The organism is Bradyrhizobium sp. ORS 375 (assembly GCF_000239775.1).
Lineage (GTDB): Bacteria > Pseudomonadota > Alphaproteobacteria > Rhizobiales > Xanthobacteraceae > Bradyrhizobium.
The window spans coordinates 1-21,954 of sequence record NZ_CAFI01000018.1 but is presented as its reverse complement, the minus strand read 5'-3'; the positions used below and the strand labels follow the sequence as shown (position 1 = coordinate 21,954).

At 65.2% G+C, this 21,954-nt stretch carries 20 protein-coding genes; 9 read left to right on the top strand and 11 right to left on the bottom strand.

The window, feature by feature from the left end; translation table 11 throughout:
- Nucleotides 1-72: 72 nt before the first annotated feature.
- Both BRAO375_RS01760 and BRAO375_RS01755 read left to right on the top strand, forming a co-directional pair.
- A complete protein-coding gene (locus tag BRAO375_RS01760; RefSeq protein ID WP_009025727.1) occupies nucleotides 73-267 on the top strand; it encodes a hypothetical protein in 195 nt (64 codons plus the stop codon).
- A 250-nt stretch (nucleotides 268-517) separates the two neighbouring features.
- Entirely contained in the window at nucleotides 518-1,294 is a 777-nt protein-coding gene (locus tag BRAO375_RS01755) for a TSUP family transporter (protein ID WP_009025726.1), read from the top strand.
- A gap of 21 nt (nucleotides 1,295-1,315) precedes the next feature.
- Here the strand turns inward: BRAO375_RS01755 and BRAO375_RS01750 are convergent, their stop codons facing one another.
- The 7 genes from BRAO375_RS01750 to BRAO375_RS01720 all read right to left on the bottom strand — a co-directional run bounded on the left by BRAO375_RS01750 (nucleotide 1,316) and on the right by BRAO375_RS01720 (nucleotide 7,917).
- Nucleotides 1,316-2,362: a hypothetical protein gene (locus tag BRAO375_RS01750; RefSeq protein ID WP_009025725.1), complete on the bottom strand. Its 1,047-nt coding sequence runs from the start codon at nucleotides 2,360-2,362 to the stop codon at nucleotides 1,316-1,318.
- 150 nt (nucleotides 2,363-2,512) lie between these two features.
- Nucleotides 2,513-4,459 (bottom strand): sensor domain-containing diguanylate cyclase, encoded by a 1,947-nt coding sequence (locus tag BRAO375_RS01745; protein ID WP_009025724.1) that lies wholly within the window; start codon nucleotides 4,457-4,459, stop codon nucleotides 2,513-2,515.
- A gap of 210 nt (nucleotides 4,460-4,669) precedes the next feature.
- Nucleotides 4,670-5,395 (bottom strand): HAD family hydrolase, encoded by a 726-nt coding sequence (locus tag BRAO375_RS01740; protein WP_009025723.1) that lies wholly within the window; start codon nucleotides 5,393-5,395, stop codon nucleotides 4,670-4,672.
- A gap of 31 nt (nucleotides 5,396-5,426) precedes the next feature.
- Nucleotides 5,427-6,314 carry an oxygen-dependent coproporphyrinogen oxidase gene (hemF, locus tag BRAO375_RS01735; RefSeq protein WP_009025722.1) on the bottom strand — a complete coding sequence of 296 codons (888 nt, stop codon included), beginning with the start codon at nucleotides 6,312-6,314 and terminating at the stop codon, nucleotides 5,427-5,429.
- A 105-nt stretch (nucleotides 6,315-6,419) separates the two neighbouring features.
- The gene (locus BRAO375_RS01730; protein ID WP_035638362.1) at nucleotides 6,420-6,785 is read right to left on the bottom strand and encodes a 6-pyruvoyl trahydropterin synthase family protein; all 366 of its coding nucleotides are present in this window, start codon (nucleotides 6,783-6,785) and stop codon (nucleotides 6,420-6,422) included.
- 17 nt (nucleotides 6,786-6,802) lie between these two features.
- The gene (gene queE, locus BRAO375_RS01725; RefSeq protein ID WP_009025720.1) at nucleotides 6,803-7,435 is read right to left on the bottom strand and encodes a 7-carboxy-7-deazaguanine synthase; all 633 of its coding nucleotides are present in this window, start codon (nucleotides 7,433-7,435) and stop codon (nucleotides 6,803-6,805) included.
- Complete coding sequence (locus BRAO375_RS01720) at nucleotides 7,432-7,917, bottom strand: tRNA (cytidine(34)-2'-O)-methyltransferase (RefSeq protein ID WP_009025719.1); 486 nt, start codon at nucleotides 7,915-7,917, stop codon at nucleotides 7,432-7,434. The genes queE and BRAO375_RS01720 overlap by 4 nt, the downstream gene beginning before the upstream one ends.
- Nucleotides 7,918-8,197: 280 nt before the next feature.
- Between BRAO375_RS01720 and petA the strand changes: the two genes are divergently transcribed.
- From petA to BRAO375_RS01705, 3 genes are all read left to right on the top strand, one after another.
- Nucleotides 8,198-8,728, top strand: coding sequence for a ubiquinol-cytochrome c reductase iron-sulfur subunit (petA, locus tag BRAO375_RS01715; RefSeq protein ID WP_085962816.1), 531 nt, complete (start codon nucleotides 8,198-8,200; stop codon nucleotides 8,726-8,728).
- 62 nt (nucleotides 8,729-8,790) lie between these two features.
- Entirely contained in the window at nucleotides 8,791-10,860 is a 2,070-nt protein-coding gene (locus tag BRAO375_RS01710; RefSeq protein ID WP_035638359.1) for a cytochrome c1, read from the top strand.
- 275 nt (nucleotides 10,861-11,135) lie between these two features.
- The gene (locus BRAO375_RS01705) at nucleotides 11,136-11,810 is read left to right on the top strand and encodes a dienelactone hydrolase family protein (RefSeq protein ID WP_009025717.1); all 675 of its coding nucleotides are present in this window, start codon (nucleotides 11,136-11,138) and stop codon (nucleotides 11,808-11,810) included.
- 44 nt (nucleotides 11,811-11,854) lie between these two features.
- Here the strand turns inward: BRAO375_RS01705 and BRAO375_RS01700 are convergent, their stop codons facing one another.
- Nucleotides 11,855-12,061 carry a hypothetical protein gene (locus BRAO375_RS01700; protein ID WP_244423095.1) on the bottom strand — a complete coding sequence of 69 codons (207 nt, stop codon included), beginning with the start codon at nucleotides 12,059-12,061 and terminating at the stop codon, nucleotides 11,855-11,857.
- A 399-nt stretch (nucleotides 12,062-12,460) separates the two neighbouring features.
- Here BRAO375_RS01700 and BRAO375_RS01695 point away from each other — a divergent pair, with 399 nt between their 5' ends.
- Nucleotides 12,461-13,519, top strand: a complete 1,059-nt coding sequence (locus BRAO375_RS01695; protein WP_009025715.1) for a hypothetical protein — start codon at nucleotides 12,461-12,463, stop codon at nucleotides 13,517-13,519.
- 17 nt (nucleotides 13,520-13,536) lie between these two features.
- Here BRAO375_RS01695 and BRAO375_RS01690 read toward each other — a convergent pair whose 3' ends face one another.
- The gene (locus tag BRAO375_RS01690) at nucleotides 13,537-14,541 is read right to left on the bottom strand and encodes an AraC family transcriptional regulator (protein ID WP_009025714.1); all 1,005 of its coding nucleotides are present in this window, start codon (nucleotides 14,539-14,541) and stop codon (nucleotides 13,537-13,539) included.
- A 489-nt stretch (nucleotides 14,542-15,030) separates the two neighbouring features.
- Between BRAO375_RS01690 and BRAO375_RS01685 the strand changes: the two genes are divergently transcribed.
- The 3 genes from BRAO375_RS01685 (at nucleotide 15,031) to BRAO375_RS01675 (ending at nucleotide 20,356) form a co-directional block, all read left to right on the top strand.
- Nucleotides 15,031-16,716, top strand: coding sequence for a methyl-accepting chemotaxis protein (locus tag BRAO375_RS01685; RefSeq protein WP_009025713.1), 1,686 nt, complete (start codon nucleotides 15,031-15,033; stop codon nucleotides 16,714-16,716).
- An 817-nt stretch (nucleotides 16,717-17,533) separates the two neighbouring features.
- A complete protein-coding gene (locus BRAO375_RS01680) occupies nucleotides 17,534-19,699 on the top strand; it encodes an anthranilate synthase component I (protein ID WP_009025712.1) in 2,166 nt (721 codons plus the stop codon).
- A 117-nt stretch (nucleotides 19,700-19,816) separates the two neighbouring features.
- On the top strand, nucleotides 19,817-20,356 hold the full coding sequence (locus BRAO375_RS01675) for an adenine phosphoribosyltransferase (protein WP_009025711.1): 540 nt from the start codon (nucleotides 19,817-19,819) through the stop codon (nucleotides 20,354-20,356).
- 9 nt (nucleotides 20,357-20,365) lie between these two features.
- On the opposite strand, the gene BRAO375_RS01670 is transcribed toward BRAO375_RS01675, so the two are convergent.
- Nucleotides 20,366-21,034, bottom strand: a complete 669-nt coding sequence (locus BRAO375_RS01670; RefSeq protein ID WP_009025710.1) for a hypothetical protein — start codon at nucleotides 21,032-21,034, stop codon at nucleotides 20,366-20,368.
- Nucleotides 21,035-21,090: 56 nt separating this feature from the next.
- A complete protein-coding gene (locus tag BRAO375_RS01665) occupies nucleotides 21,091-21,852 on the bottom strand; it encodes a P-loop NTPase family protein (protein ID WP_009025709.1) in 762 nt (253 codons plus the stop codon).
- Between the last annotated feature and the right edge of the window lie 102 nt (nucleotides 21,853-21,954).

The window sequence follows — 21,954 nt, the reverse complement described above, 5'->3', positions numbered from 1 at the left end:
GGCGAAGATCTCCGGCCGACTTGATTTTGTGATACGTTATAACGTAACATTCTCGGATGCAGGAGCATCCGCTTGAGTAAGCCCGAAATCATCCGCAGCCGCCCCCTCGGGTCTTCCGACGTGGCGTCCGACGTCGAGGCCCCGGTCCGAGCGACGGCAGCGGTCGTTCGCCTGAGCGACTTCAGACCCCAGCGCCGGGAGCGGATCTATGATTCCGACAAGATCTGGTCCGGCGAGCACACGGCGCGGGATTACACCGAGCTCTGAGCCATCGGCCTCTGCGTGTGGCCGAGTCGTTTGCGCCCATCGCGCGGTGTTGTTGCAGCAGGACTTCGTCGCGCCGACGTGATCGCCTGGCGCATGCGAATTCATTGCGCCTGGGGTTGCGGAGGAGCCGCATCTCGGCCATGAGCTGGCTCTCGCAGATGATGGCTCGCTGGCACCGTGCGGAGCGCGAGGCATCGCTGACCGCGATCGCCGATCAGGCGGCGGCGCGCGTCAACCGCGACGGATGGTCATGAATTTTCTGGCAGGCTTTGCCGATATCTCGCTGCTACAGCTCCTGCTCGTCGCGTCCGTTGCTCTCCTTGCTTCCATCATCGGCGGCCTCGCCGGCTACGGCACCGGCGCCCTGATGCCGCTGGTGCTGGTGCCGATGGTCGGCGCCGAGCCGGTGGTGCCGATCATCGCCATCTCCGCGATTCTCACCAATCTCAGCCGTGTCGTCGCCTACATCCAGCATGCCGACCGGACGCGGGCCGGTATCGTCATCGCCGCAGCTGCGGTCACCACGGCGCTCGGCGCCTACGGCTACACCCGGCTGACCAACGCCGGCGCGGCCTTCGTGATCGGCACGATGCTGATCATGAGCGTTCCCTTGCGGCGCATCCTGCGCAAGCGGGATGTGCGGATCGGCAATGGCGGGCTCGCGGCCGGCGCCGTCGGCTATGGCGTGCTCGTCGGCGGCACCTCCGGCTCCGGCGTCATCCTGCTGTCGCTCTTGATGGCTGCGGGCCTCGAAGGCGCCGCGGTCATTGCCACCGACGCCATGATCTCGGTTGTGACCGGCGTGATCAAGATCTCGGTGTTCGGCCTCGCCGGCGTCGTCACGGCGCAGGTGCTGGCCTTGGCGCTGCTGATCGGCGCCGTCGCCGTGCCCGGCGCCTTTCTGGCAAAAGCCTTCGTCGCGCGCATGCCCGTGCAGATCCACGCCGCGATCCTCGATGCCGCCGTGATCACCGGCGGCGGCGTGATGATCGCCTCGGCCGTGCGGCACCTGCTTCCAGCGGCATAGATCGAGCGGCGTGTGGGGGCCTCATCCGCTGACACGAATCGGTGTGCATTCCCGGCTGAACAGGCCGACGGCGTCGCGCAGCAGCGGCAGATGGCAGAGAAAGCCCGAGGGGCGATATTTGACGCGAATGCTCTCCAGCCGCGCCATGGCGAGGCTCATGAACGCGTTCAACCGCACCACCTGCTTGTCGAGCGCCGCGCGGTAGCGCGCCTCATTGTCCCTGAACGCCTTCACCCTGTCATCGCTGACCGTATTGCTTGACGCCCAGACCCGCGCGGTCGAGATCTGCCGGTGCGACTGCTCGAAGCAGAAATGCATCGTCAGAAGATGGTGCTTGGCGCTCTGCCAGTCGATCGTGACCGGCCGCCGGCCGCTGTCCCGCCTGGCGCAGAGATTGACGCGCTGGGCCGGCTGCGGTGGCGGCGCATTGGCCCGGCACGGGTCGGCATCATCAACAGCCGGTCCCGTGACTCCGAGCCGCGGCATGTTGGCCTCGGAATCGCAGTCGAAATCATAGGTGCCGAGCAGCGCCTCGTTGAGCGGATCCTGGTCCAGGACGCGCGGCGCGTCGGGATCGCGGCCGAGGTCGCTGGCCCAGTCGATATAGATTTCCGCCTTGTGCGCGAAGATGCTGCTGTTCTGGCGCAGCGCCATCCGCGCCTTGGTGTAGGGCGCGAAACTCTCGCTGCCCGCTTTCGTCGTCAGCGCCTTGTCGCCGGGATCGACACCGGCCGAGACGGCCGCCGCGAAATTGTAGAAGATCAGCTCCTGCAGCATCTGCGCTTCGGCATAGGCATTGGAGATCGTGACGAAGGTCTCGGTCGCAGCCTTCATGTCGGCCTCGGCGAGCGCGCTGACCTTGGCGTCATAGGCGCTGAGATATTGGAAGTAGCCGCCGAGAAAGCCGGTGGCGATGGTGATGAAGGTCAGGTTCTTGACCACCGACAGCTTCTGATTCCAGTCCAGAAAGCGCGCCCAGACGCCCGGTGGCGGCTCAGCGTCCACGACCGCCGCGGACTTTCCGGACGTCGCGGCGGCAGCGCCGGCAGAGGTCTCGTGTGATGTCATCAGCAGGCCTTCGCTTGTTCAAGCGCGGTCGATAAGTATCACAATCTTGGGATGTGATCCACGACCGGCGCACGAGCTTCGGCGCCGTCGATTCCATGTCGGTTGTTTGACCGATGCGGAGCGTGGTGCGCAGCCGTGCGTCGCAGCAGGTCAGCTCGACCGGACCGCGCTTGGAGCGGTCGAAGGAGAACTCGCGATCGGCCTGGTCTCGGCGCGTGCGACGATCGCATCGAGCGTTGCCACGGCCCGGTTCGTGACCTCGTCGATCGGCGGCACCATGCCGCCCGGGGCGAGCTCGACCCGGTTGCGTCCCTTCTGCTTGGCGCGATACAGCGCGCCGTCGGCGACGCGCAGGATCTCGGTCAGATCGATGCCGGCTTCTGGATAGGCGGCGACGCCGATCGACACCGTGACCCGCGGCAGCATGCCGTCGCCATAGCTGATGTTGAGCGCCTCGACGCGGGTACGCAGCTCCTCGGCGCGCAGCGCGGCCTCCTCGATTCCGCAGTTCGGCAGCATCACCACGAACTCCTCGCCGCCGAGTCGGCAGGGGACGTCATTGTCGGTGAAGCTGGCCTTGAGGATCTCGCCGACATGACGCAGCACGGTGTCGCCGGCCTCGTGGCCATGATTGTCGTTGAACGACTTGAAGTGATCGATGTCCAGCGTCACGACGCTCACCGGCGTGCGGCTGCGCGCGGCGCGCAGCAGTTCGCGGCGGGCGGTCTCGATCAGATAGCGACGGTTGTTCAATCCGGTCAGCGCGTCGCGCAGCGACTGATCGCGCAGGCCTTCGCGCAGCTTGATGTTGGCGATCGCGATCGACAGATGCTCGGCGCAGGCAAGCCCGAGCCGGGCGCGGTCGGCGAAGCGCGCCTTGGCCTCGGCTTCGGTCTCCTCGCCCTTGAAATTGTACTCGACATGCAACAGGCCGACGGTCTCGCCATGGGCGAGGATCGGGATGCAGCAATAGTTTTCGTCGACACCGTCATGCACGTGGTCGCAGCGGAATTCGACCTCGCTGGTGCCATGGATGTAGACGTGGCCGCGGCGCAGGCTCCAGCAGTCGTCCGGGTGCAGGCTGCGGGTACGCGCCTCGCCGTTCCATTCGGCGGCGAGCTCGAGCAGGTCGCGGCTGTCGGCATAGATGTAGAGCGTGCCGGTGCATTCCGGCATCAGGCCGCCGAGCACCGTCGAGATCATCTGGTAGAGCTCGGGCTCGGATTTGGCCGATTGCAGCCATTCGCTCAGCTCGGAGAGGGTCCGGGTCGCCGCATTCAGGCGCTCGTTCTCGACCAGGCTCGTGCGGAACACGGCGAGCGCCCGCGCCATCAGGCCGAGCTCGTTGGTGTGATCCGCATAGGGGATTTCGGTTTGCAGCTCGCCCTTGGCGATGGCCTCCATGCTGCGCGTGATCCGGAAGATCGGCATCGACACGTCGTGGATGACGAAGAACAGCGTCGCCAGCCCGATCATGACGCTGACGCCGTTGACCGACCACAGCACGATGCGAAACAGCTGCGCATCGAGCGTCGCACTCTCGATCGCGCTGTCCGCCCGATGATCGGCGAGCTTGATGCCATGACCGATCGCGTCCACCACGGACTGAAAGATCGGCGGGGTCTGAACGTTGACGACATGCTCCAGCCGATCGCGGTTGGCGCCGACCTCCGGCTCCAGCATCACCGCCTGCTGCTTCAGATACAGGTCCCATTTGTTGACGAACTGGTCGAACGCCATCCTCATCGGCGCATCCGAGCCGATCATCTCCTTGAAGCTCGCAATCCTGGCCTGCACCTCGACGATGCGGCGCCGGAGCTCGCCCTCGGCATCGGCGCGCGGCTCCGGCGCCGTCGACAGCGCGGCGCGGATGGCGACGAGATGGGCGTGGGCGATGCTGACGTTGAGATCGCCGAGCGCGTGGATCCTGGGCAGCCGCTCATGATTGATGGCTTCGACCGCGTCCTGCAGCGCCGACAGCCGCATCGTGGCCATCACCGACACGCCGCCGAGGATCGCCAGCAGCAGGAAGACCGAGGTCAGGAGCGAGTTCTTGATCGACACGCTCAAGGAGATCTGCGGCAGATTGAGAGCCATGACACCGACGCTGCACCAACGGCTTGCGATCGGTCGAAACGGCGCGCACGTGCTGGCGCCTCTTCCCCTCCAAGCCCCGCCGCATGAGACGCGTGGCCGAATTTCAATTCGGTTACGGAAGTTCCGTAAGGCCCCGGGGGCGGCCGCGAACGGCTGGCCTGGTTAAGAGCGCGTGTGCCGCGACGGTGAACGGCCGGCTAACGCCGCGCGTCAACCCGGCAGCAGCTCGGTTAGTGAACGGATGATGCGGTCGGGCTTGACGTGCGTGCCTTCGGGCAGGCCGTCGCCATGCACGTCGATCCAGATCGAATAGATGCCGAGCCGCTGCGGCGCCTCGATCTCCCATTCCAGATTGTCGCCGATCATCCAGGTGTCTTCGGGGCCGACGCCGAGCCGCTCCATGGCGTGCCAATAGGCGCGCTCCTCGGGTTTGCCGAAGCCGTGCTCGCCCTCGATCTGGATGTGGTCGAAACGGTGCGCCAGCGCGAAGCGCTCGATCTTGGCGCGCTGCTGCCCGGCCTCGCCATTGGTGACCAGCGCGAGCTTGACGCCGCGCGCCTTGAATTCGTCGATCGCCTCATGGGCGCCGGGAAAGACGAACATCTGCTCGTCGCGATAGGCCGTGAAGCGGTCGGCGATGCGGATCGCGAGCTCGATCGGCAGGGCAGGGCCGGCGCTGGTCAGTTGCGCAAAGCCGCCCTTGACCACCTCCTGCCGCGCCTGGATCAGCTTCATCCGCCACTCGGCGCCGGCGACCGACCAGAAGCTGCGCGCGGAGGCGAGGATCGCGGCCGCCACGGTCTGCGGCGTATGCGGCGCGAGCTCGTCGGCGAATTCGGTGGCGACGATATTCCAGGCGATCTCGGGACGGCCATAGGCCGACAGGATGGTGTCATCCATGTCGATCAGCATGGCGCGGGGCAGGGCGGCGGTCATATTTGGCTTACGGGTCAATCAAACGAGAGTTTCAGGGCCATTTCACTTCAGGCGGCATCGACGACAAAATGGACTCCACATTGCCACCGGTTTTCAGCCCAAATGTGGTGCCGCGGTCATAAAGCAGGTTGAATTCGACATAGCGGCCGCGGCGGATCAGTTGCTCCTCGCGGTCGGCTTCGGTCCAGGGGGCGTTGAAGTTGCGCCGGACCAGCTCAGGGTAGACCGTCAGGAAGGCGCGGCCGACGGCCTGCGTGAAGGCGAGGTCGGCCTCCCAGTCGCCGGAATCGTGGTGGTCGTAGAAGATGCCGCCGATGCCGCGCGGCTCCTTGCGGTGAGGCAGGTAGAAGTACTCGTCGCACCAGCGCTTGTACTTGTCATACGACGCGACGGCCGCGTGCGCGTCGCAGGCGCTCTTCATGGCGGCGTGGAAGGCGACCGTATCCGGGTCTTCCTGGTTGCGCCTGCGATCCAGCACGGGGGTGAGATCGGCGCCGCCGCCGAACCACGCCTTGGTGGTGACGACGAAACGGGTGTTCATGTGCACCGCCGGCACGTGCGGCGACCACAGATGGGCGATCAGCGAGATGCCCGACGCCCAGAACCTCGGATCCTCCGCGGCGCCGGGAATCTGGCTGCGGAATTCCGGGGCGAACTCGCCATGCACGGTCGAGCAGTGCACGCCGACCTTCTCGAACAGCCGGCCGTGCATCATGCTCATGACGCCGCCGCCGCCCGGGCCGCCGGCATGGTCGGTGCGCTCCCACGGCGTGCGCACGAAGCGGGCCGGCGCGCGCGGAAAGAGTTCGGCCGGCGCCTCGTCCTCGAGCCGCTCGAACGCCGCGCAGATCTGGTCGCGCAGATTCTCGAACCAGGCGCGGGCGCGGGCCTTGCGATCCTCGATGGCGGCAGTGGTCATGAACGTTCCCCCCGGCACATTGGCGTTCACCCCGCCGTCAAGCGTCCATGACAGTCGGAAGTGACAGTATAGCTATCGCTGCAGGTGAGGTCCTACCACAATCGATCAGTCCTGCGGACCGAAATAGGTGCAAGTCTCGCGGCAGCTGTCGCGGTGGACGCTGACCTTGGTGACGTGGCCGATGGAGCGAACGCGCTCGTAGATGAAGCGCGCCAGATTCTCCAGCGTCGGCAGCCCGATCGCCTCGATCCTGTTCAGGAACTTGTGGTCGAGCGTGGCCTGGATCTCGCCCAGGCGCTGCGTCAGCACGCCGAAATCGACCACCATTCCCGTTTTAGGGTCCGGCGTGCCGCGCACGGTCACCTCGGCGCGGAAGGAGTGCCCGTGGATCTCCTGGCTCACCTCGCCGAGCGTCGTATGCGACAGCGCATGCGCGGCCTCGAAGGTGAACGATTTGGTCAATTCCCACATCGGTTAGTCAACGATCCCTATCTGATGCCGATCATCTTGTGCGTCTGCAGGCTGAGCCGCCATTGCGGATGATGCTGGCAGTAATCAATGGCGCGCGCCGTGTTCGCGGCCGCCTCCGGCCCGTCCATCGGCTGCAGCGAGAAGCGGCTGAAGGCGAGGCCCTCGAACGTCTCCGGCTCGGCGCCGTGCTGCGGATAGACCAGCTTCAGCTCATGGCCCTGCCGCAGCTTCAACTCGGCGCCGGCCTTCGGGCTGACGCAGATCCAGTCGATACCGTCGGGCGGAATGAGCGTACCGTTGGTCTCGACACCTACGGCGAAGCCCTGGGCGTGGAGCGCTCCGATCAGGTCAGCGTCGACCTGGAGCAGCGGCTCGCCGCCGGTGAGGATCGTATAGCGGTCGGCCGCGCCGCCTGTCCATTGCCCGGCAATTGCTTCGGCTAAGGCCGCCGCGCTGTCGTAGCGGCCGCCGAGCGTGCCGTCGGTGCCGACGAAATCGGTGTCGCAGAACCGGCACGTCGCCGTCGCGCGATCGGCCTCGCGGCCGCTCCACAAATTGCAGCCGGCGAAGCGACAGAACACGGCGGCACGCCCCGCCTGGGCGCCCTCGCCCTGCAGGGTCATGAAGATTTCCTTCACCGCGTAGCTCACTCGCGCGCTCCTTCCGTGGATTGCAATTGGACGAAATGTCCAACCTGGCGCAGCGCCTCGCCGGCGGCCATCGCGGCCGCCATCGCCACGTTGAGCGAGCGCATGCCTGACTTGAGCGGAATGCGCAGCCGCGCGTCGGCCGCGTCTGCCACCGACGCGGGCACGCCGACGCTCTCACGCCCGAGCAGCAGGATGTCATCCGGGCGATAGCTGACATCCAGGTAGGATGCTGCGCCCTTGGTGGTGAGCAGCAGCAGGCGGTGGCCGGCCGTGGCCCGCCAGGCCTCGAACGCGCTCCAGGAATCGTGCCGCCGCCAATCGAGCTGATCGAGATAGTCCATGCCGGCGCGCCGGAACTGCCGATCGGATACCGGAAAGCCGGCCGGCTCGATGATGTGGGCGGCGAGTCCGAGACAGGCGCACAGGCGCAGAATCGTTCCGGTGTTCTGCGGGATGTCGGGCTGATAGAGCGCGATCTGCATGCGAATAGGTCTTAAGGATGAGGCGGAAAGTCCGCCAAGCCAGCGGGAATTGGTGCATGGCGTGCTGCGGGGCCGATAGCGGGCTTGCGCTCGTATCGCAAGGGTGCCAATAGAACGATTCTGGACGGCTTGTTCCTACCGGGGCGGTAGCACGAGCCGTTTTCTGCCGCCGCGGGGGACGCGGGCGCCGGCAGGCATCTCCCGGTCACGTGATCTCCAACGCTGAGATCTGACACGTCGAGCGGGGCGTTGCTCCGGCTGCAACGAAGAAAGGGTTGGAATCGTGACAGCGTCTACTGCGGATCATCCGACACGCCGGGATTTTCTATTCGTCGCCACGGGCGCGACCGCAGCGGTCGGTGGCGTGGCCGCCCTGTGGCCCTTCATCTCCCAGATGAATCCCGATGCGTCGACCATCGCGGCCGGTGCGCCGATCGAGGTCGACCTCACCCCGGTCGCCGAGGGGCAGGACATCAAGGTGTTCTGGCGCGGCAAGCCGATCTACATCTCCCACCGCACCAAGAAGCAGGTCGAGGAGGTCCGCGCGGTCCCGGTGTCGAGCCTGCCGGATCCGGCGACCGACCAGTCCCGCACCAAGGACGGCCACGAGCAGTGGCTGGTCGTGATCGGCATCTGCACCCATCTCGGCTGTATCCCGATCGCCCATGAAGGCAATTACGACGGCTTCTTCTGCCCGTGCCACGGCTCGCAGTACGATGCCTCGGGGCGTGTCCGCCAGGGACCGGCGCCGCTGAACCTGCCCGTCCCGCCCTATCAGTTCGTTTCCGACACCAAGATCCAGATCGGCTGAGCGGACGTTTCGTCCGCAAGCTCAAGCTCGATCGTGCAAGATAATTCTTTCAGGAACGCATCATGAGTGGACCATCTAGCTACCAGCCGAGCCACCCCGCCTTGAAGTGGTTCGAGCAACGACTCCCCATCATCGGCCTGGTCCACTCGTCCTTCATCGCTTATCCGACGCCGCGGAACCTGAACTACTGGTGGACCTTCGGCGCCATCCTGTCGATGATGCTGGGCGTGCAGATCCTGACCGGCGTCATCCTGGCGATGCACTACACGCCGCACGCCGACCTCGCCTTCAAGTCGGTCGAGCTGATCGTCCGCGACGTCAACTACGGCTGGTTGCTGCGCAACATGCATGCCTGCGGCGCGTCGATGTTCTTCCTCGCCGTCTACATCCACATGTTCCGCGGTCTCTATTACGGGTCGTACAAGGCGCCGCGCGAGGTGCTCTGGATCCTCGGCGTCATCATCTATCTGCTGATGATGGCGACGGGCTTCATGGGCTACGTGCTGCCGTGGGGCCAGATGAGCTTCTGGGGCGCCACCGTCATCACCAATTTGTTCTCGGCCGTGCCGTATTTCGGCGAGAGCATCGTGACCCTGCTGTGGGGCGGCTACTCGGTCGGTAATCCCACGCTGAACCGCTTCTTCGCGCTGCACTACCTGCTGCCGTTCCTGATCGCCGGCGTGGTCGTGCTGCACGTCTGGGCGCTGCATGTCGCCGGTCAGAACAACCCGGCCGGCGTCGAGCCCAAGACCGAAAAGGACATGGTGCCGTTCACGCCGTACGCGACGATCAAGGACTTCTTCGGCGTCACCTGCTTCCTGATCTTCTATTCCTGGTTCATCTTCTACATGCCGAACTATCTCGGCGAGGCCGACAACTACATCCCGGCCAACCCGGCGGTGACGCCGGCGCACATCGTGCCCGAATGGTACTACCTGCCGTTCTACGCGATCCTGCGCTCGATCCCGAACAAGCTCGCCGGCGTCGTGGCGATGTTCGCGGCGATCATCGTGCTGGTGTTCCTGCCCTGGCTCGACTCGGCCAAGACCCGCTCGAACAAGTACCGTCCGCTCGGCAAGCAGTTCTTCTGGATCTTCTTCGTGGTCTGCATCGGCCTCGGCTATCTCGGCGCGCAGCCGCCGGAGGGCGTCTATGTCGTGCTCGGCCGGATCCTGACCGTGCTGTACTTCGCCTACTTCCTGATCGTGCTGCCGCTGCTCGCCCGCATCGAGAAGCCGCGTCCGCTGCCGAACTCGATCGCCGACGACGTGCTGGCCAAGTCCGGCCGCGCCGCGCCGATGGTCTCGGCGATCGTCGCGATCGTCGCCGCCGCGTCGCTGTTCGCCGGCAGCATGGGCGAGGCCCGGGCCAGCGAGGGCACCGAGATGCCGCCGTCGGCGAAGTGGTCGTTCGCCGGGCCGTTCGGCAAGTTCGATCGCGGCGCCGTGCAGCGCGGCCTGAAGATCTACAAGGAGGTCTGCTCGAACTGCCACTCGCTGAACTATGTGGCGTTCCGCAATCTCGCCGAGCCCGGCGGTCCCGGCTACACCCCGGCCCAGGCCGCGGCCTTCGCGGCGGAGTACAAGATCAAGGACGGCCCGAACGACGCCGGCGACATGTTCGAGCGTCCGGGCCGCCCGGCCGACTATTTCCCGGCGCCGTTCCCGAACGAGCAGGCGGCGCGTGCGTCCAACGGCGGCGCGGCTCCGCCGGATCTGTCGCTGATCGCCAAGGCGCGCTCCTATAAGCGCGGCTTCCCCTGGTTCCTGATCGACTTCTTCACCCAGTTCCAGGAGCAGGGCCCGAACTACATCAACGCGCTGCTGCAGGGCTACGAGGACAACCCGCCGCATGGCGTCACCATTCCGGAAGGCTCGTACTACAACAAGTACTTCCCCGGTAACGCGATCAAGATGCCGAAGCCGCTGTCTGACGGCCAGGTGACCTTCGACGACGGCTCGCCGACCACCGTCGCCCAGTACGCCCACGACGTTTCGACCTTCCTGATGTGGACCGCGGAGCCGCACATGGAAGCCCGCAAGCGCCTCGGCTATCAGGTCTTCGTGTTCCTGATCATCTTCGCCGGCCTGATGTACTTCACCAAGAAGCGCGTCTGGGCCGCGGCGCACTGAGCGGCACCGTCGATCGCGGTATGAGATTGAAAAAGCCCCTGCGGGGGCTTTTTTTGTTGCGCGCCGTGCCGATGTGATGCGCGGAGCCCGGATGAGCGGAGCGATATCCGGGTTCGCATTGGTGCCGGCGATGAACCCGGATGTCGCTCCGCTCATCCGGGCAACAGGGGGCGCTCTCACGTTCGAGCGAAGGCCCGACGCCCGCAGTCGCACCGTCGCGAGATTTGCGGTAAACCGCTTCCCCAATCCCCAATCAGAAACTTCGGAGGACCATCATGGGCACACTCGTCAGCTTCAAACGCCCCGACGGCCAGGAGGCCAAGGGCTATCTCGCCAAGGCCGCCAAGGCTGATGCGCCGGGCGTCGTCGTGATCCAGGAATGGTGGGGCCTGCAGGACCAGATCAAGGGGATGTGCGACCGCTTCGCGCTCGCCGGCTTCAACGCGCTGGCGCCGGACCTCTACAAGGGCACGGTGGTGCCCTATCACGACACGGACGCGGCCGGGCGCGAGATGAACTCGCTCGACTTCATGGACGCGACCACGCAGACGGTGCGCGGCGCGGCGCAATATCTGGCGCGCAACGGCGCCAAGGTCGGCCTCACCGGCTTCTGCCTGGGCGGCGCGGTGACGATCATCGGCGCCACCAAGATCGACGAGCTCGCGGCCGGCGTCGTGTTCTATGGCATTCCGCCGGAGCAGGCCGCCAAGCCCGCCGACGTCAAGATCCCGCTGCAGGCGCATTTCGCCAACAAGGACGATTGGTGCACGCCGGCGCTGGTCGACGGTTTCGAAAAAGCGATGCAGGCCGCCGGCAAGTCGCTGGAGCTGTATCGCTACGATGCCGAGCATGCCTTCGTGAACGAGCAGCGGATGACGGTGCACGACCGCGCCGCCGCCGAGCTGGCCTGGGGCCGCGCCACGGCGTTCTTCCACAAGCATCTCGGATGAGGTGAGGGGGCCGGCACGCCGGCCCTGCATCGTGCCGCGCGGTGTCAGACCGCGCGGGCGGCCTTGGCATCGGCGGGATCGTTCTCGGCGGCGAGCGCCTCGGCATCGTCGGCCGATGGGCCGTTCGCCTGATCCAGGCCGTTGCCGGCGGTCGCCGCATCGGCGGAGCGCCGACGACGCTTCGTCCTTTTCGCCTGCGCTTCGAGGAAGCAATCGAGCAGCGTCTGCTGCTTCGGGAGCGCATGCGACACGGAAGGCTGTTTGCCGCGAGCCATGTTAACCAAGGTAATTCAATATGGTTAACCAATCATTGCCACACTATTGCAGATAGACAACAGTGTTGCCCGCATGCCCGGCCAAGTTATGTAACTTTTTGGGATTGTCACAACCGGTGGTGCGTAAATAGGGTCGTGCGCACGCGCGCAACATGAGGTTGTGACCTGGATCACAGCCGACGGCTGCAGCTTTTCGCCCGCTCCAACCAGCCTTATGCCCGCGAATCACCGCAGAATTGCGAGCCTTTGAACGGCGAGCATGTCCGGCCCTGGCGATCCTCGTTCACCTGTCGCACGATGTGGTGCATCCCCGGTTTGCATCAGTGGAACAATCTGAGGTAGCATTCCCCGGTCCTTCGGCTGATGGAGATGGCGGTGCGTGTGGCCTTTGCGCTCGCCGGACTGGGCGGCTTGAATGCCCATGGCGCCGGCTTCCTCGACACCGCCCGCGCCTGGGGCGTCACCCCGGACCTGGTTACGGCGACCTCGGGTCAGATCCTGGTGCTGTCGGCGTGGCTGCAAGGGCTCGATCTGCGCGACCAGCTGATCTCATCCGACCGCGCTCGCGATCCCGGCTCGCAGCTGCGCACCGTCTTGTTCGGCTATCCCGGCGTCTTCAGGCCGGCCTATGCGGAGGCGCTGGCGCGCTTCGTGTCCTGGCCCGACTGGCGCGACGGCCCGTTCAACGTGCTCGCCGACCGGTTGATGCCGGCGCAGCAATACGTCCCGGTGCGCAGCGAGGCCGACTTCATGCACGCTGCCGAGACGCTCAACGGCACCTCGATCGGCGTCGTGTTCAACACCTACGATCCGGAGACCGGCATCGGATGTCTCTACGGCAATGACGCCGCGCGGGCGCTGCTGCCGTCGGAGAAGTCGATCCGTAACGCCCATGCCGTCAAGGCGCGGCACTCGACCGCCAGGCGCGACCTGCGCTACGCCTCCGACGTGCTCGCCGAGCGCGCCATCCGCCCGATCACGCCGGAGGCGGTCAAGGCCGCGCTATGGCTGTCGCTGTACGGCTTCACCAGGCTTCCGGGCGGCCAGATGGACGGCGCCTATCACCGCGCCTGCATCGTCTCCGAGCTGCACGGCTTCGACCGCGTCTTCGCCGTTCGCCCGCTCGCCCAGGGATGGCAGGGGCAGGCGCCCGCCAACTGGTTCGAGGTGCAGGACTGGACCACCGAGATGTGGTTCTCGGTCGGCTACAAGGCCGAGGTCGACGCGCTCAAGCGCATCAACGATCTGATCGCGGCCGGCGTCATCACCGATCCGAAGTACAAGAGCGTCGAGCTGGTCGAGATCCAGCCGGAGACGCCGGCCGGCTATTTCAACTATTTCGTCGAGCGCGGCGAGGTGTATGAGAATGCCGTGGCGGCGACAGAGCTGAAGTTCGCGGAGCTGGGGCTCAGGCGGCCGACGCAGCAGGCGTAGTTGGGCGATAACGCTCGTCAGAGCTGGTCGGGATCGTCCGTCGCCCGATGTCCCTGCCTCGTTCGCGCCTTGCGCAGGGTCTCCGAGGGCAGCTCGCCCATTTCACCGCGATAGTCCGACGCAAATCGCCCCAGATTGCCAAAGCCGCACCTGAAGGCGACCGAGACAACGCTCGTGTTGTCATCGGGCGTGCCGAGCAGCTCCGCCGCTCGCCGCAACCGCACGCGCTTGGCGAACTGGCCAGGCGTTCCGCGTCCAGTCTCCGAAAACTCCCGAAAGATCGATCGCACGCTCACGCCGGCGAGGCCGGCGATCCTCGCCATGTCAAGTGGCTCATCCCAATGGGCCTCGATATAGGACTCGACAATGTCGACGACGGCGCGATTGACCCGCCGCGGGGCGATGTGGAGGCGGTCGCTGAAATTATGTCGGTGAGCCAGCAGCAGCCTGGTCATCAAGCTCCGTTCGAGCTCCGCGATCGCCAAGGCGGAGTAGTTGCTTCCGAACCTCTGCAATTCGTCCGCAACCTTGAAGACATCCTGGCGAACGAACGCCATGACCGCCGGATCCGGATCGTCGTCCTCGAAACTCAGGTCACGGTCAGTGTCGTCGCCGAGGATGGCTCTGAGCAGGCTTTGCAGTGGCGCGACCTCGATCCGCAGCACCAGCTGGCGGTAGCCGGCGGGAAACGACAGATCCAGTCTCGAATGTCCCGATACGATCGGGCTCCAGGCAGCGATCGTATGATCTGCGCTGCCCATGCGATAACCGGCCGTCCCGCGGATCGAAAAGAACTGCCTGACGATCGTCGATTCCGGAAACGAAAGCGACGTCGCGCCGTCGTAGGAGCAGAACGCCAAGCCCGTGGCGGTCAACTGCGCAAGATTGGCTTCGATGCCGAACGTGGCGTCATGGCTTTCGAAACGATCGATCCCGTAAACGCTGATCAGGCGATCGCGCACGAACTCGCTGTCGCGCGACCGAAACAACGGGTACCGATCGAGATACGAGAAGACGCGCAATCGATCCTGCCCAGTTTTCATCCTTGCGCGGCACCGGAATCAGCTTCCGTGCGGAGTCGTGCCGCGATGTAAGCCCATTAGTATGCATACTCAGCGGATTCGTGAGTCCTCGTCAACGAGCCGGATGTCGCAACGATCTGCCGCTGCAATCCGCATCGTCGAGCGAGGCCGTATTATTACGGTGAAATCTTGCTGCCGCGCAGCCGAAGGCACTCCACCATCAGCTACCAGCCGCAAAGTTTTACCGTTCCTGGTTCAACGGTCGGCGCCGACGAAGCGACCGTCTCGATCGGGTTAATGGCGACGGCAGAAATAGGCCATTCTGTCTGCGATCGGACAAACACTTTTACAAATTGATTCAAATAGGTTCCGCCCCGCACGGGATCGGAGACGCTGGCAGCGGCATTCATGGTCCGAAAGCTGAGGGTCCTGCAAATGGACGGGAAGCGCTGTCCTCCAAGCGACAGCGCCGGATTACGGAGAAGAAGAATGTTCGGCCGCAGGTCAGCCAAGGGTCACGCGCAGGCGATCGTCGATGCGCTCAGCCGCTCCCAAGCGGTGATCGAGTTCAATCTGGACGGCACCATCATCACCGCGAACCAGAACTTCCTCGACGCGCTCGGCTATCGGCTCGAGGAGATCCAGGGCAAGCATCACAGCATGTTCGTGTCCCCGGCGGAGCGGGAAAGCGCGGCCTATCGCGACTTCTGGGCGGCTCTCAACCGCGGCGAATTCCAGGCGGCCGAGTTCAAGCGGATCGCCAAGGACGGCCGCGAGGTCTGGATCGAGGCGTCCTACAACCCTGTTCTCGGCGACGATGGAAGGCCGGTGCGGGTCGTGAAATTCGCCACCGACATCACGGCGAAGAAGCTGCGCAGCATGGCAGACGCGTCGAAGATCACCGCGATCGATCGCGCTCAGGCGGTGATCGAGTTCAAGCTCGACGGTACCGTCGTGACCGCCAACCCGAACTTTTGCGATGCGCTTGGATATCGCCTCGACGAGATCCAGGGGCGGCATCACAGCATGTTCATGGAGCCGTCGGCGCGCGACAGTGCGGCCTATCGCGAGTTCTGGGCGGCTCTCAATCGCGGCGAATATCAGAGCGGCGAGTACAAGCGGATCGGGAAGGGCGGCAAGGAAGTCTGGATTCTCGCCACCTACAATCCGATGCTCGACGCCACCGGCAAGCCGTTCGGCGTCGTCAAATTTGCAACCGACGTCACCGCGCAGAAGCTGAAGAATGCGGACCTCGCCGGTCAGATCGATGCCATCGGCAAATCGCAGGCCGTGATCGAGTTCAACATGGACGGCACGATCATCTCGGCGAATGACAACTTCCTGCATGCGCTCGGCTACACGCTGGCCGAGATCAAGGGCAAGCACCACAGCATGTTCGTCGAGCCTTCGGAACGCGACAGTGCCGCGTATCGCGAGTTCTGGGCGGATCTGAACCGTGGCCGATATCAGGCCGCGGAATACAAGCGGATCGGCAAGGGCGGCAAGGAGATCTACATCCAGGCCTCGTACAACCCGATCCTGGATCTGAACGGCAAGCCGTTCAAGGTGGTGAAGTACGCAACCGATGTCACCCGCCAAGTGCTGGTGCGGATGGGCAACGAGCGTGTCCGAGCGATGATGGAATCTGTCGCGGCGGGCTCGGAGGAATTGAACGCGTCGGTGCGCGAGATTTCGGAAGCGATGACCAAGTCGCGCGAGACGGCGATGGGGGCTGTGGGGCAGGTCGCTGCCGCGGACGGCCAGGCTCAGCGGCTGTCGGACGCAGCTCAGGCCATGAGCGGCATCGTCGAGATGATCAACAACATCACCGGTCAGATCAATCTGCTGGCGCTGAACGCCACCATCGAATCCGCGCGAGCGGGCGAAGCCGGCCGTGGCTTCGCGGTCGTGGCATCCGAGGTCAAGAGCCTCGCCAACCAGGCCAAGCAGGCCACCGACAAGATCGCCCAGGAAATCGAGAATCTCAATGGTATCTCCGGCGATGTCGTGACGGCGCTCGGCTCCATCAAGCAGGCGATCACCAACGTCAGCGAATACGTCACCTCGACCGCAGCCGCGGTCGAGGAGCAGAGCACGGTGACAAACGAAATGTCGTCCAGCATGGCCCGTGCCGCCGCCGAAGCCCAAGCCTTGGCCGCCGGCGCTGCGGCGTAGCGCGTGGGGGGGGAGGTCGGAGACGGCCGCCCCTCAGCATCCTTTCCGTCAGCGCGCATATCGCGCCCGCGTCGGGGAGAGCCAGCCGGAGTTGCCGGCCGGCTCCTACACGCCGGCCAGACCATCTGCCTCGCCGCATGTGCCAAGAATTCGAATTCTCCCGCGCGCTCAAGCTGATTTGGCCTGACCAGTCCTCGACGCGAAAATATTCTTGCTCTCTTTTTCAGAGTTCATGCTTTGATGTGCGCGTCCCTGTGGCGACTGCCGCCTGCTTTTTTTGCTGCAGGCGGGCCATGGGCATCGGCCGATGCCCGGCCGTCCCTGCGCCCTCGACTTGGAGCGCGGTGTTGATGATCATGACTCGGGCAGAGTGTGTCGCGGGAATTCTTCTCCATGCTCAACTGTCATCCCCGCGAAGGCGGGGATCCAGTACGCCGCGGCCCATCGACCCGAGCCGCAGCGCTGGTGGGATACTGGATGCCCGCCTGCGCGGGCATGACGGCGGTGAAAATCAGCCGCGCTTTGCTTCTCGGCTTCGATACGGCCTGATGAGCGGAGTGACGGCCGCGGAAGCACCAGCGGCGAACCCACCTGTGTCCCCGCCGCCCTTGACCCCGGCCGTTCCCCGTGGTCATTTCGGCCCCATGAGCACCGTTGTCCGCCCAGCCCGTCTCTGGTGGCGCACCTTGTAAAAGGTGGCCGGTGCGATTCATTTGACATTCGATCGCAGAGGGGCCGCCACGCAGCGGCGGCTTCCGGTTGGTCCTGTGTGGCGTTTCCTCGGCAAGTTTCGTAAGAGGACGCCCAAGAGGACCCCATGAACAGGACCGTTTTCGCCCTTCCGGCCCGCAGTGACTACCGCACCTCGAGCGGGCTCGCGATCACGCGCGCCGTCGAGCAGTTTTCCGGCGGCGCCAGCCGGCTCGACGACCTGATCGACCTGCTCGACCGCCGCCGCGGCGTGGTGCTGTCCTCCGGCACGACCGTGCCCGGCCGCTACGAGAGCTTCGACCTCGGCTTCGCCGATCCGCCGCTGGTGCTGGAGACCAAGGGCACCGATTTCACCCTGCAGGCGCTGAACAAGCGCGGCGAGGTGCTGATCGCGTTCCTCAAGGACACGCTGCGCGAGCCCTGCGTGGTCATCACCGCGGCCTCGCCGGCGCGGCTCGCCGGCCACATCCTGCGCGGCCCCGCGCCGGTCGAGGAGGACCAGCGGACGCGGCGCGCCAGCGTGATGTCGCTGGTGCGCGCGATGATCGCGGCGCTCTCCGCCAATGACGACCCGCTGCTCGGCCTGTTCGGCGCCTTCGCCTACGACCTCGTGTTCCAGATCGAGGACCTCGAGCAGAAGCGCCCACGCGAGAAAGACCAGCGCGATATCGTGCTCTATGTGCCCGATCGTCTGCTGGCCTATGACCGCGCCACTGGCCGCGGCGTGGTGCTGTCCTACGATTTCTCCTGGAACGGCCAGTCGACCTCCGGCTTGCCGCACGACACCGATGCCAGCGTCTACCTCAAGGAGCCACGCCAGGGTTTTGCCGACCACGCGCCCGGCGAGTACCAGGCGACGGTCGAGAAGGCCCGCGCGGCGTTCGCCCGCGGCGACCTGTTCGAGGCGGTACCCGGCCAGCTGTTCGCGGAGCCCTGCGAGCGCTCGCCGGCCGAAGTGTTCCAGCGGCTTTGCCGCATCAACCCGTCGCCCTATGGCGCGTTGATGAATCTCGGCGATGGCGAGTTTCTCGTCTCGGCCTCGCCGGAGATGTTCGTCCGTTCCGATGGCCGCCGCGTCGAGACCTGCCCGATCTCCGGCACCATCGCGCGCGGCCGCGACGCGATCGGCGATGCCGAGCAGATCCGCCAGCTCCTGAACTCGGAAAAGGACGAGTTCGAGCTCAACATGTGCACCGACGTCGATCGTAACGACAAGGCGCGCATCTGCGTGCCCGGCACCATCAAGGTGCTGGCGCGCCGGCAGATCGAGACCTACTCGAAGCTGTTCCACACCGTCGATCACGTCGAGGGCATGCTGCGGCCGGGCTTCGATGCGCTTGACGCGTTTCTGACCCACGCCTGGGCCGTCACCGTGACCGGCGCGCCAAAGCTGTGGGCAATGCAGTTCGTCGAGGACAATGAGCGCTCGCCGCGTCGCTGGTACGCCGGCGCAATCGGCGCGGTGAATTTCGACGGCTCGATCAACACCGGTCTCACCATCCGTACGATCCGCATGAAGGACGGGCTCGCCGAGGTCCGCGTCGGCGCCACCTGCCTGTTCGACAGCGATCCCGCGGCCGAGGACAAGGAGTGCCAGGTCAAGGCGGCGGCGCTGTTCCAGGCGCTGCGCGGCGATCCGCCGAAGCCGCTGTCCTCGACCGCGCCGGATGCGACCGGCTCCGGCAAGAACGTGCTGCTGATCGACCACGACGACTCCTTCGTGCACATGCTGGCCGATTATTTCCGCCAGGTCGGCGCCAACGTCACCGTGGTGCGTTACGTCCATGCGCAGAAGATGCTGGCCGAGCGCAGCTGGGATCTCATCGTGCTGTCGCCGGGGCCGGGGCGGCCTGAGGATTTCAAGATTTCCGCGACCATCGACGCGGCGCTCGCGAAGAAGCTGCCGATCTTCGGCGTGTGCCTCGGCGTGCAGGCGATGGGCGAGTATTTCGGCGGCCAGCTCGGCCAGCTCGCGCAGCCCGCGCATGGAAGGCCCTCGCGGGTCCAGGTGCGCGGTGGCCGGCTGATGCAGGGCCTGCCGAACGAGATCGTGATCGGCCGCTATCATTCGCTGTTCGTCGAGCGCGACAGCATGCCCGAGGTGCTGACGGTGACGGCGGCGACCGAGGACGGCGTGGCGATGGCGATCGAGCACAAGACGCTGCCGGTCGGCGGCGTGCAGTTCCACCCGGAATCGCTGATGTCGCTCGGCGATGCCGTGGGGTTGAGGATCGTGGAGAACGCGTTCCGGCTCAATCAGCCGGGGAGTTGATCAACACCGTCATTGCGAGGAGCGCAGCGACGAAGCAATCCAGTTCTTCTCTCGCGGCCCCTGGATTGCTTCGCTTCGCTCGCAATGACGGCAACATACAGAGTGGATGAGAGCACGATGACGTTCGATCTGGACATCAAGAACACGGTCCGCACCATTCCGGACTACCCCAAGCCGGGCATCCTGTTCCGGGACATCACGACGTTGCTAGCGGACGCGCGTGCGTTCCGCCGCGCGGTCGACGAGCTGGTGCATCCCTGGGCCGGGTCCAAGATCGACAAGGTCGCGGGCATCGAGGCGCGCGGCTTCATCCTGGGCGGCGCCGTGGCGCATCAGCTCTCGGCCGGCTTCGTGCCGATCCGCAAGAAGGGCAAGCTGCCGCACAAGACCGTCAGCATGTCCTATGCGCTGGAATACGGCACCGACGAGATGGAGATGCATGTCGACGCGGTGCAGCCCGGCGAGCGCGTGATCCTAGTCGACGACCTCATCGCCACCGGCGGCACGGCCGAGGGCGCGGTGAAGCTGCTGCGGCAGATCGGCGCCAGCGTGGTCGCCGCCTGCTTCATCATCGACCTGCCGGACCTCGGCGGCGCCGCCAAGCTGCGCGCCCTCGACGTGCCCGTGCGCACGCTGATCTCGTTCGAAGGGCATTAGAGCGGGGCGTCAGGAGCGCTGCATCACCAGCTCCATCTCGATCTCACGGAACGCATAATAGTTGCGCCGGATCCATTGATAGAGCTCGGTCGAGGAATCGCGTTCCTGGCGCAGATAGCCTGTGAAGGAGAACGAGTAACGCTCGATATAGGTCTTCAGGAACGCGGGCAGCGCGGCAATCTTGAGATGTCTGCTGCGGCTGTACAGCTGGGGCAGCTCCTCGCGCAGCACGTGGTCGTTCTCGACCACGATCAGCTGGTTCTTCGGGATCTGCCGCCGCAGGGCGTCGTAGGCGCGCATCGACACCCGGTCGCCTTCGGCGCAGTACAGCACGATCGGGACCACGTTCCGCCGCGCGGCCTCCTTCAAAAAGCCGATCTGTTCGGACATTTTGAAGAACTCGTCGAACGAGTAGTAGCCGAGGTCGATCACCTTGGGGATTCCGTCGTTGAGGATGACCCGGTCCATCAGCTGGATCTTGCCGTAGGTGTCCTCGATGGTCGCGGTTTCGGTGATCTGCGGCAGGAAATCCAGCAGCGACGGCTCGCGCAGGGTGACGTCGAAGGCGAGCACCTGGCCGTTCTGGAGCAGCAGGAACTCGCTCAAGACCCGCGCAAGCAGCGTCTTCCCGGACTGCGGCCGGGGCGAGCAGACGATGTAGACGGGCGTCGCGGGCATCCGACCTATATCAGGTCAAATGCGCTTGCGATAAAGCCCCATCCTTCACGGACCTGCTATTTTTCCCCGGCGGGCCGTGGCGCCGCCGCCTTGGTCGAGCCGACGATGTCGGTCAGCTTGATGCGGTCGTACTCGCTCCAGACATTGGCCAGCCAATGCCGGACATAGCCGCGCAGCACGAAGGAGTAGTTGGCGGCCTCGTCGCGCGGGCCCTTGTTGGCGACGAATTTGAGGAACGGCACCGAGGCGACCTCGACCTGCTCGAACGCCATCTCGTTCAGCTTCGGGATGGTCAGCTCGGTCGCATCCTTGATTCGGTGGAAGTAGGAATTGTAGGTCGACTGGTCCCACTCGAAGAAGCTGGTGTTGTTGATGAAGTTCTTCACCAGGAAATACTTTGCCCCGATCATGTAGCTCGCCGTCTCGGCGATCTCGTCCAGCGAGGCGATCGAGGAGCCCAGGATGTGGAACACCGCGAAGGTGATCTGGCCGGAGCGGGCGGCGTCGAGGAAGCCGATGTCGCGCAGCGCAGCCAGGGTAGGGGACATCAGACCGGCGCGGACGTCGATGACGGTCACGGAGGGGGCCACCGCGCTCAGGGTATCGAAGATCTTCATCTGGTCCGGCGTCGAGTTCATGTCGACGATCTCGGTGATTTCCGGGTGGAAGCGCTTCAGCGTGCCGCGCGGATGCTCGGTGTCGAACGCCCGGGTGGGGACGTTGTTGGCGCTGAAATAATCGAGCAACGTCCGCGACACCGTGGTCTTGCCGACCCCGCCCTTGTCCGCGCCCACCACCACCACTGCCGGTTTCGCCATGGAAAGTCCTTCAGCTCTGAGGCCGGCCAGGTCGCCGGCGCTTTGCATTCTGCTTTGGGCGCGAACATGGCAGAAACGCTGGAGAATTCAAATTCATTGCAG

Coding starts and splice junctions, on each gene's coding strand:
- BRAO375_RS01755 (WP_009025726.1), top strand. CDS start 518: ATGAATTTTCTGGCAGGCTTTGCCGATATCTCGCTGCTACAGCTCCTG.
- BRAO375_RS01750 (WP_009025725.1), bottom strand. CDS start 2,362: ATGACATCACACGAGACCTCTGCCGGCGCTGCCGCCGCGACGTCCGGA.
- BRAO375_RS01745 (WP_009025724.1), bottom strand. CDS start 4,459: ATGGCTCTCAATCTGCCGCAGATCTCCTTGAGCGTGTCGATCAAGAAC.
- BRAO375_RS01740 (WP_009025723.1), bottom strand. CDS start 5,395: ATGACCGCCGCCCTGCCCCGCGCCATGCTGATCGACATGGATGACACC.
- hemF (WP_009025722.1), bottom strand. CDS start 6,314: ATGACCACTGCCGCCATCGAGGATCGCAAGGCCCGCGCCCGCGCCTGG.
- BRAO375_RS01730 (WP_035638362.1), bottom strand. CDS start 6,785: ATGTGGGAATTGACCAAATCGTTCACCTTCGAGGCCGCGCATGCGCTG.
- BRAO375_RS01720 (WP_009025719.1), bottom strand. CDS start 7,917: ATGCAGATCGCGCTCTATCAGCCCGACATCCCGCAGAACACCGGAACG.
- BRAO375_RS01710 (WP_035638359.1), top strand. CDS start 8,791: ATGAGTGGACCATCTAGCTACCAGCCGAGCCACCCCGCCTTGAAGTGG.
- BRAO375_RS01705 (WP_009025717.1), top strand. CDS start 11,136: ATGGGCACACTCGTCAGCTTCAAACGCCCCGACGGCCAGGAGGCCAAG.
- BRAO375_RS01685 (WP_009025713.1), top strand. CDS start 15,031: ATGTTCGGCCGCAGGTCAGCCAAGGGTCACGCGCAGGCGATCGTCGAT.
- BRAO375_RS01680 (WP_009025712.1), top strand. CDS start 17,534: ATGAACAGGACCGTTTTCGCCCTTCCGGCCCGCAGTGACTACCGCACC.
- BRAO375_RS01675 (WP_009025711.1), top strand. CDS start 19,817: ATGACGTTCGATCTGGACATCAAGAACACGGTCCGCACCATTCCGGAC.
- BRAO375_RS01670 (WP_009025710.1), bottom strand. CDS start 21,034: ATGCCCGCGACGCCCGTCTACATCGTCTGCTCGCCCCGGCCGCAGTCC.
- BRAO375_RS01665 (WP_009025709.1), bottom strand. CDS start 21,852: ATGGCGAAACCGGCAGTGGTGGTGGTGGGCGCGGACAAGGGCGGGGTC.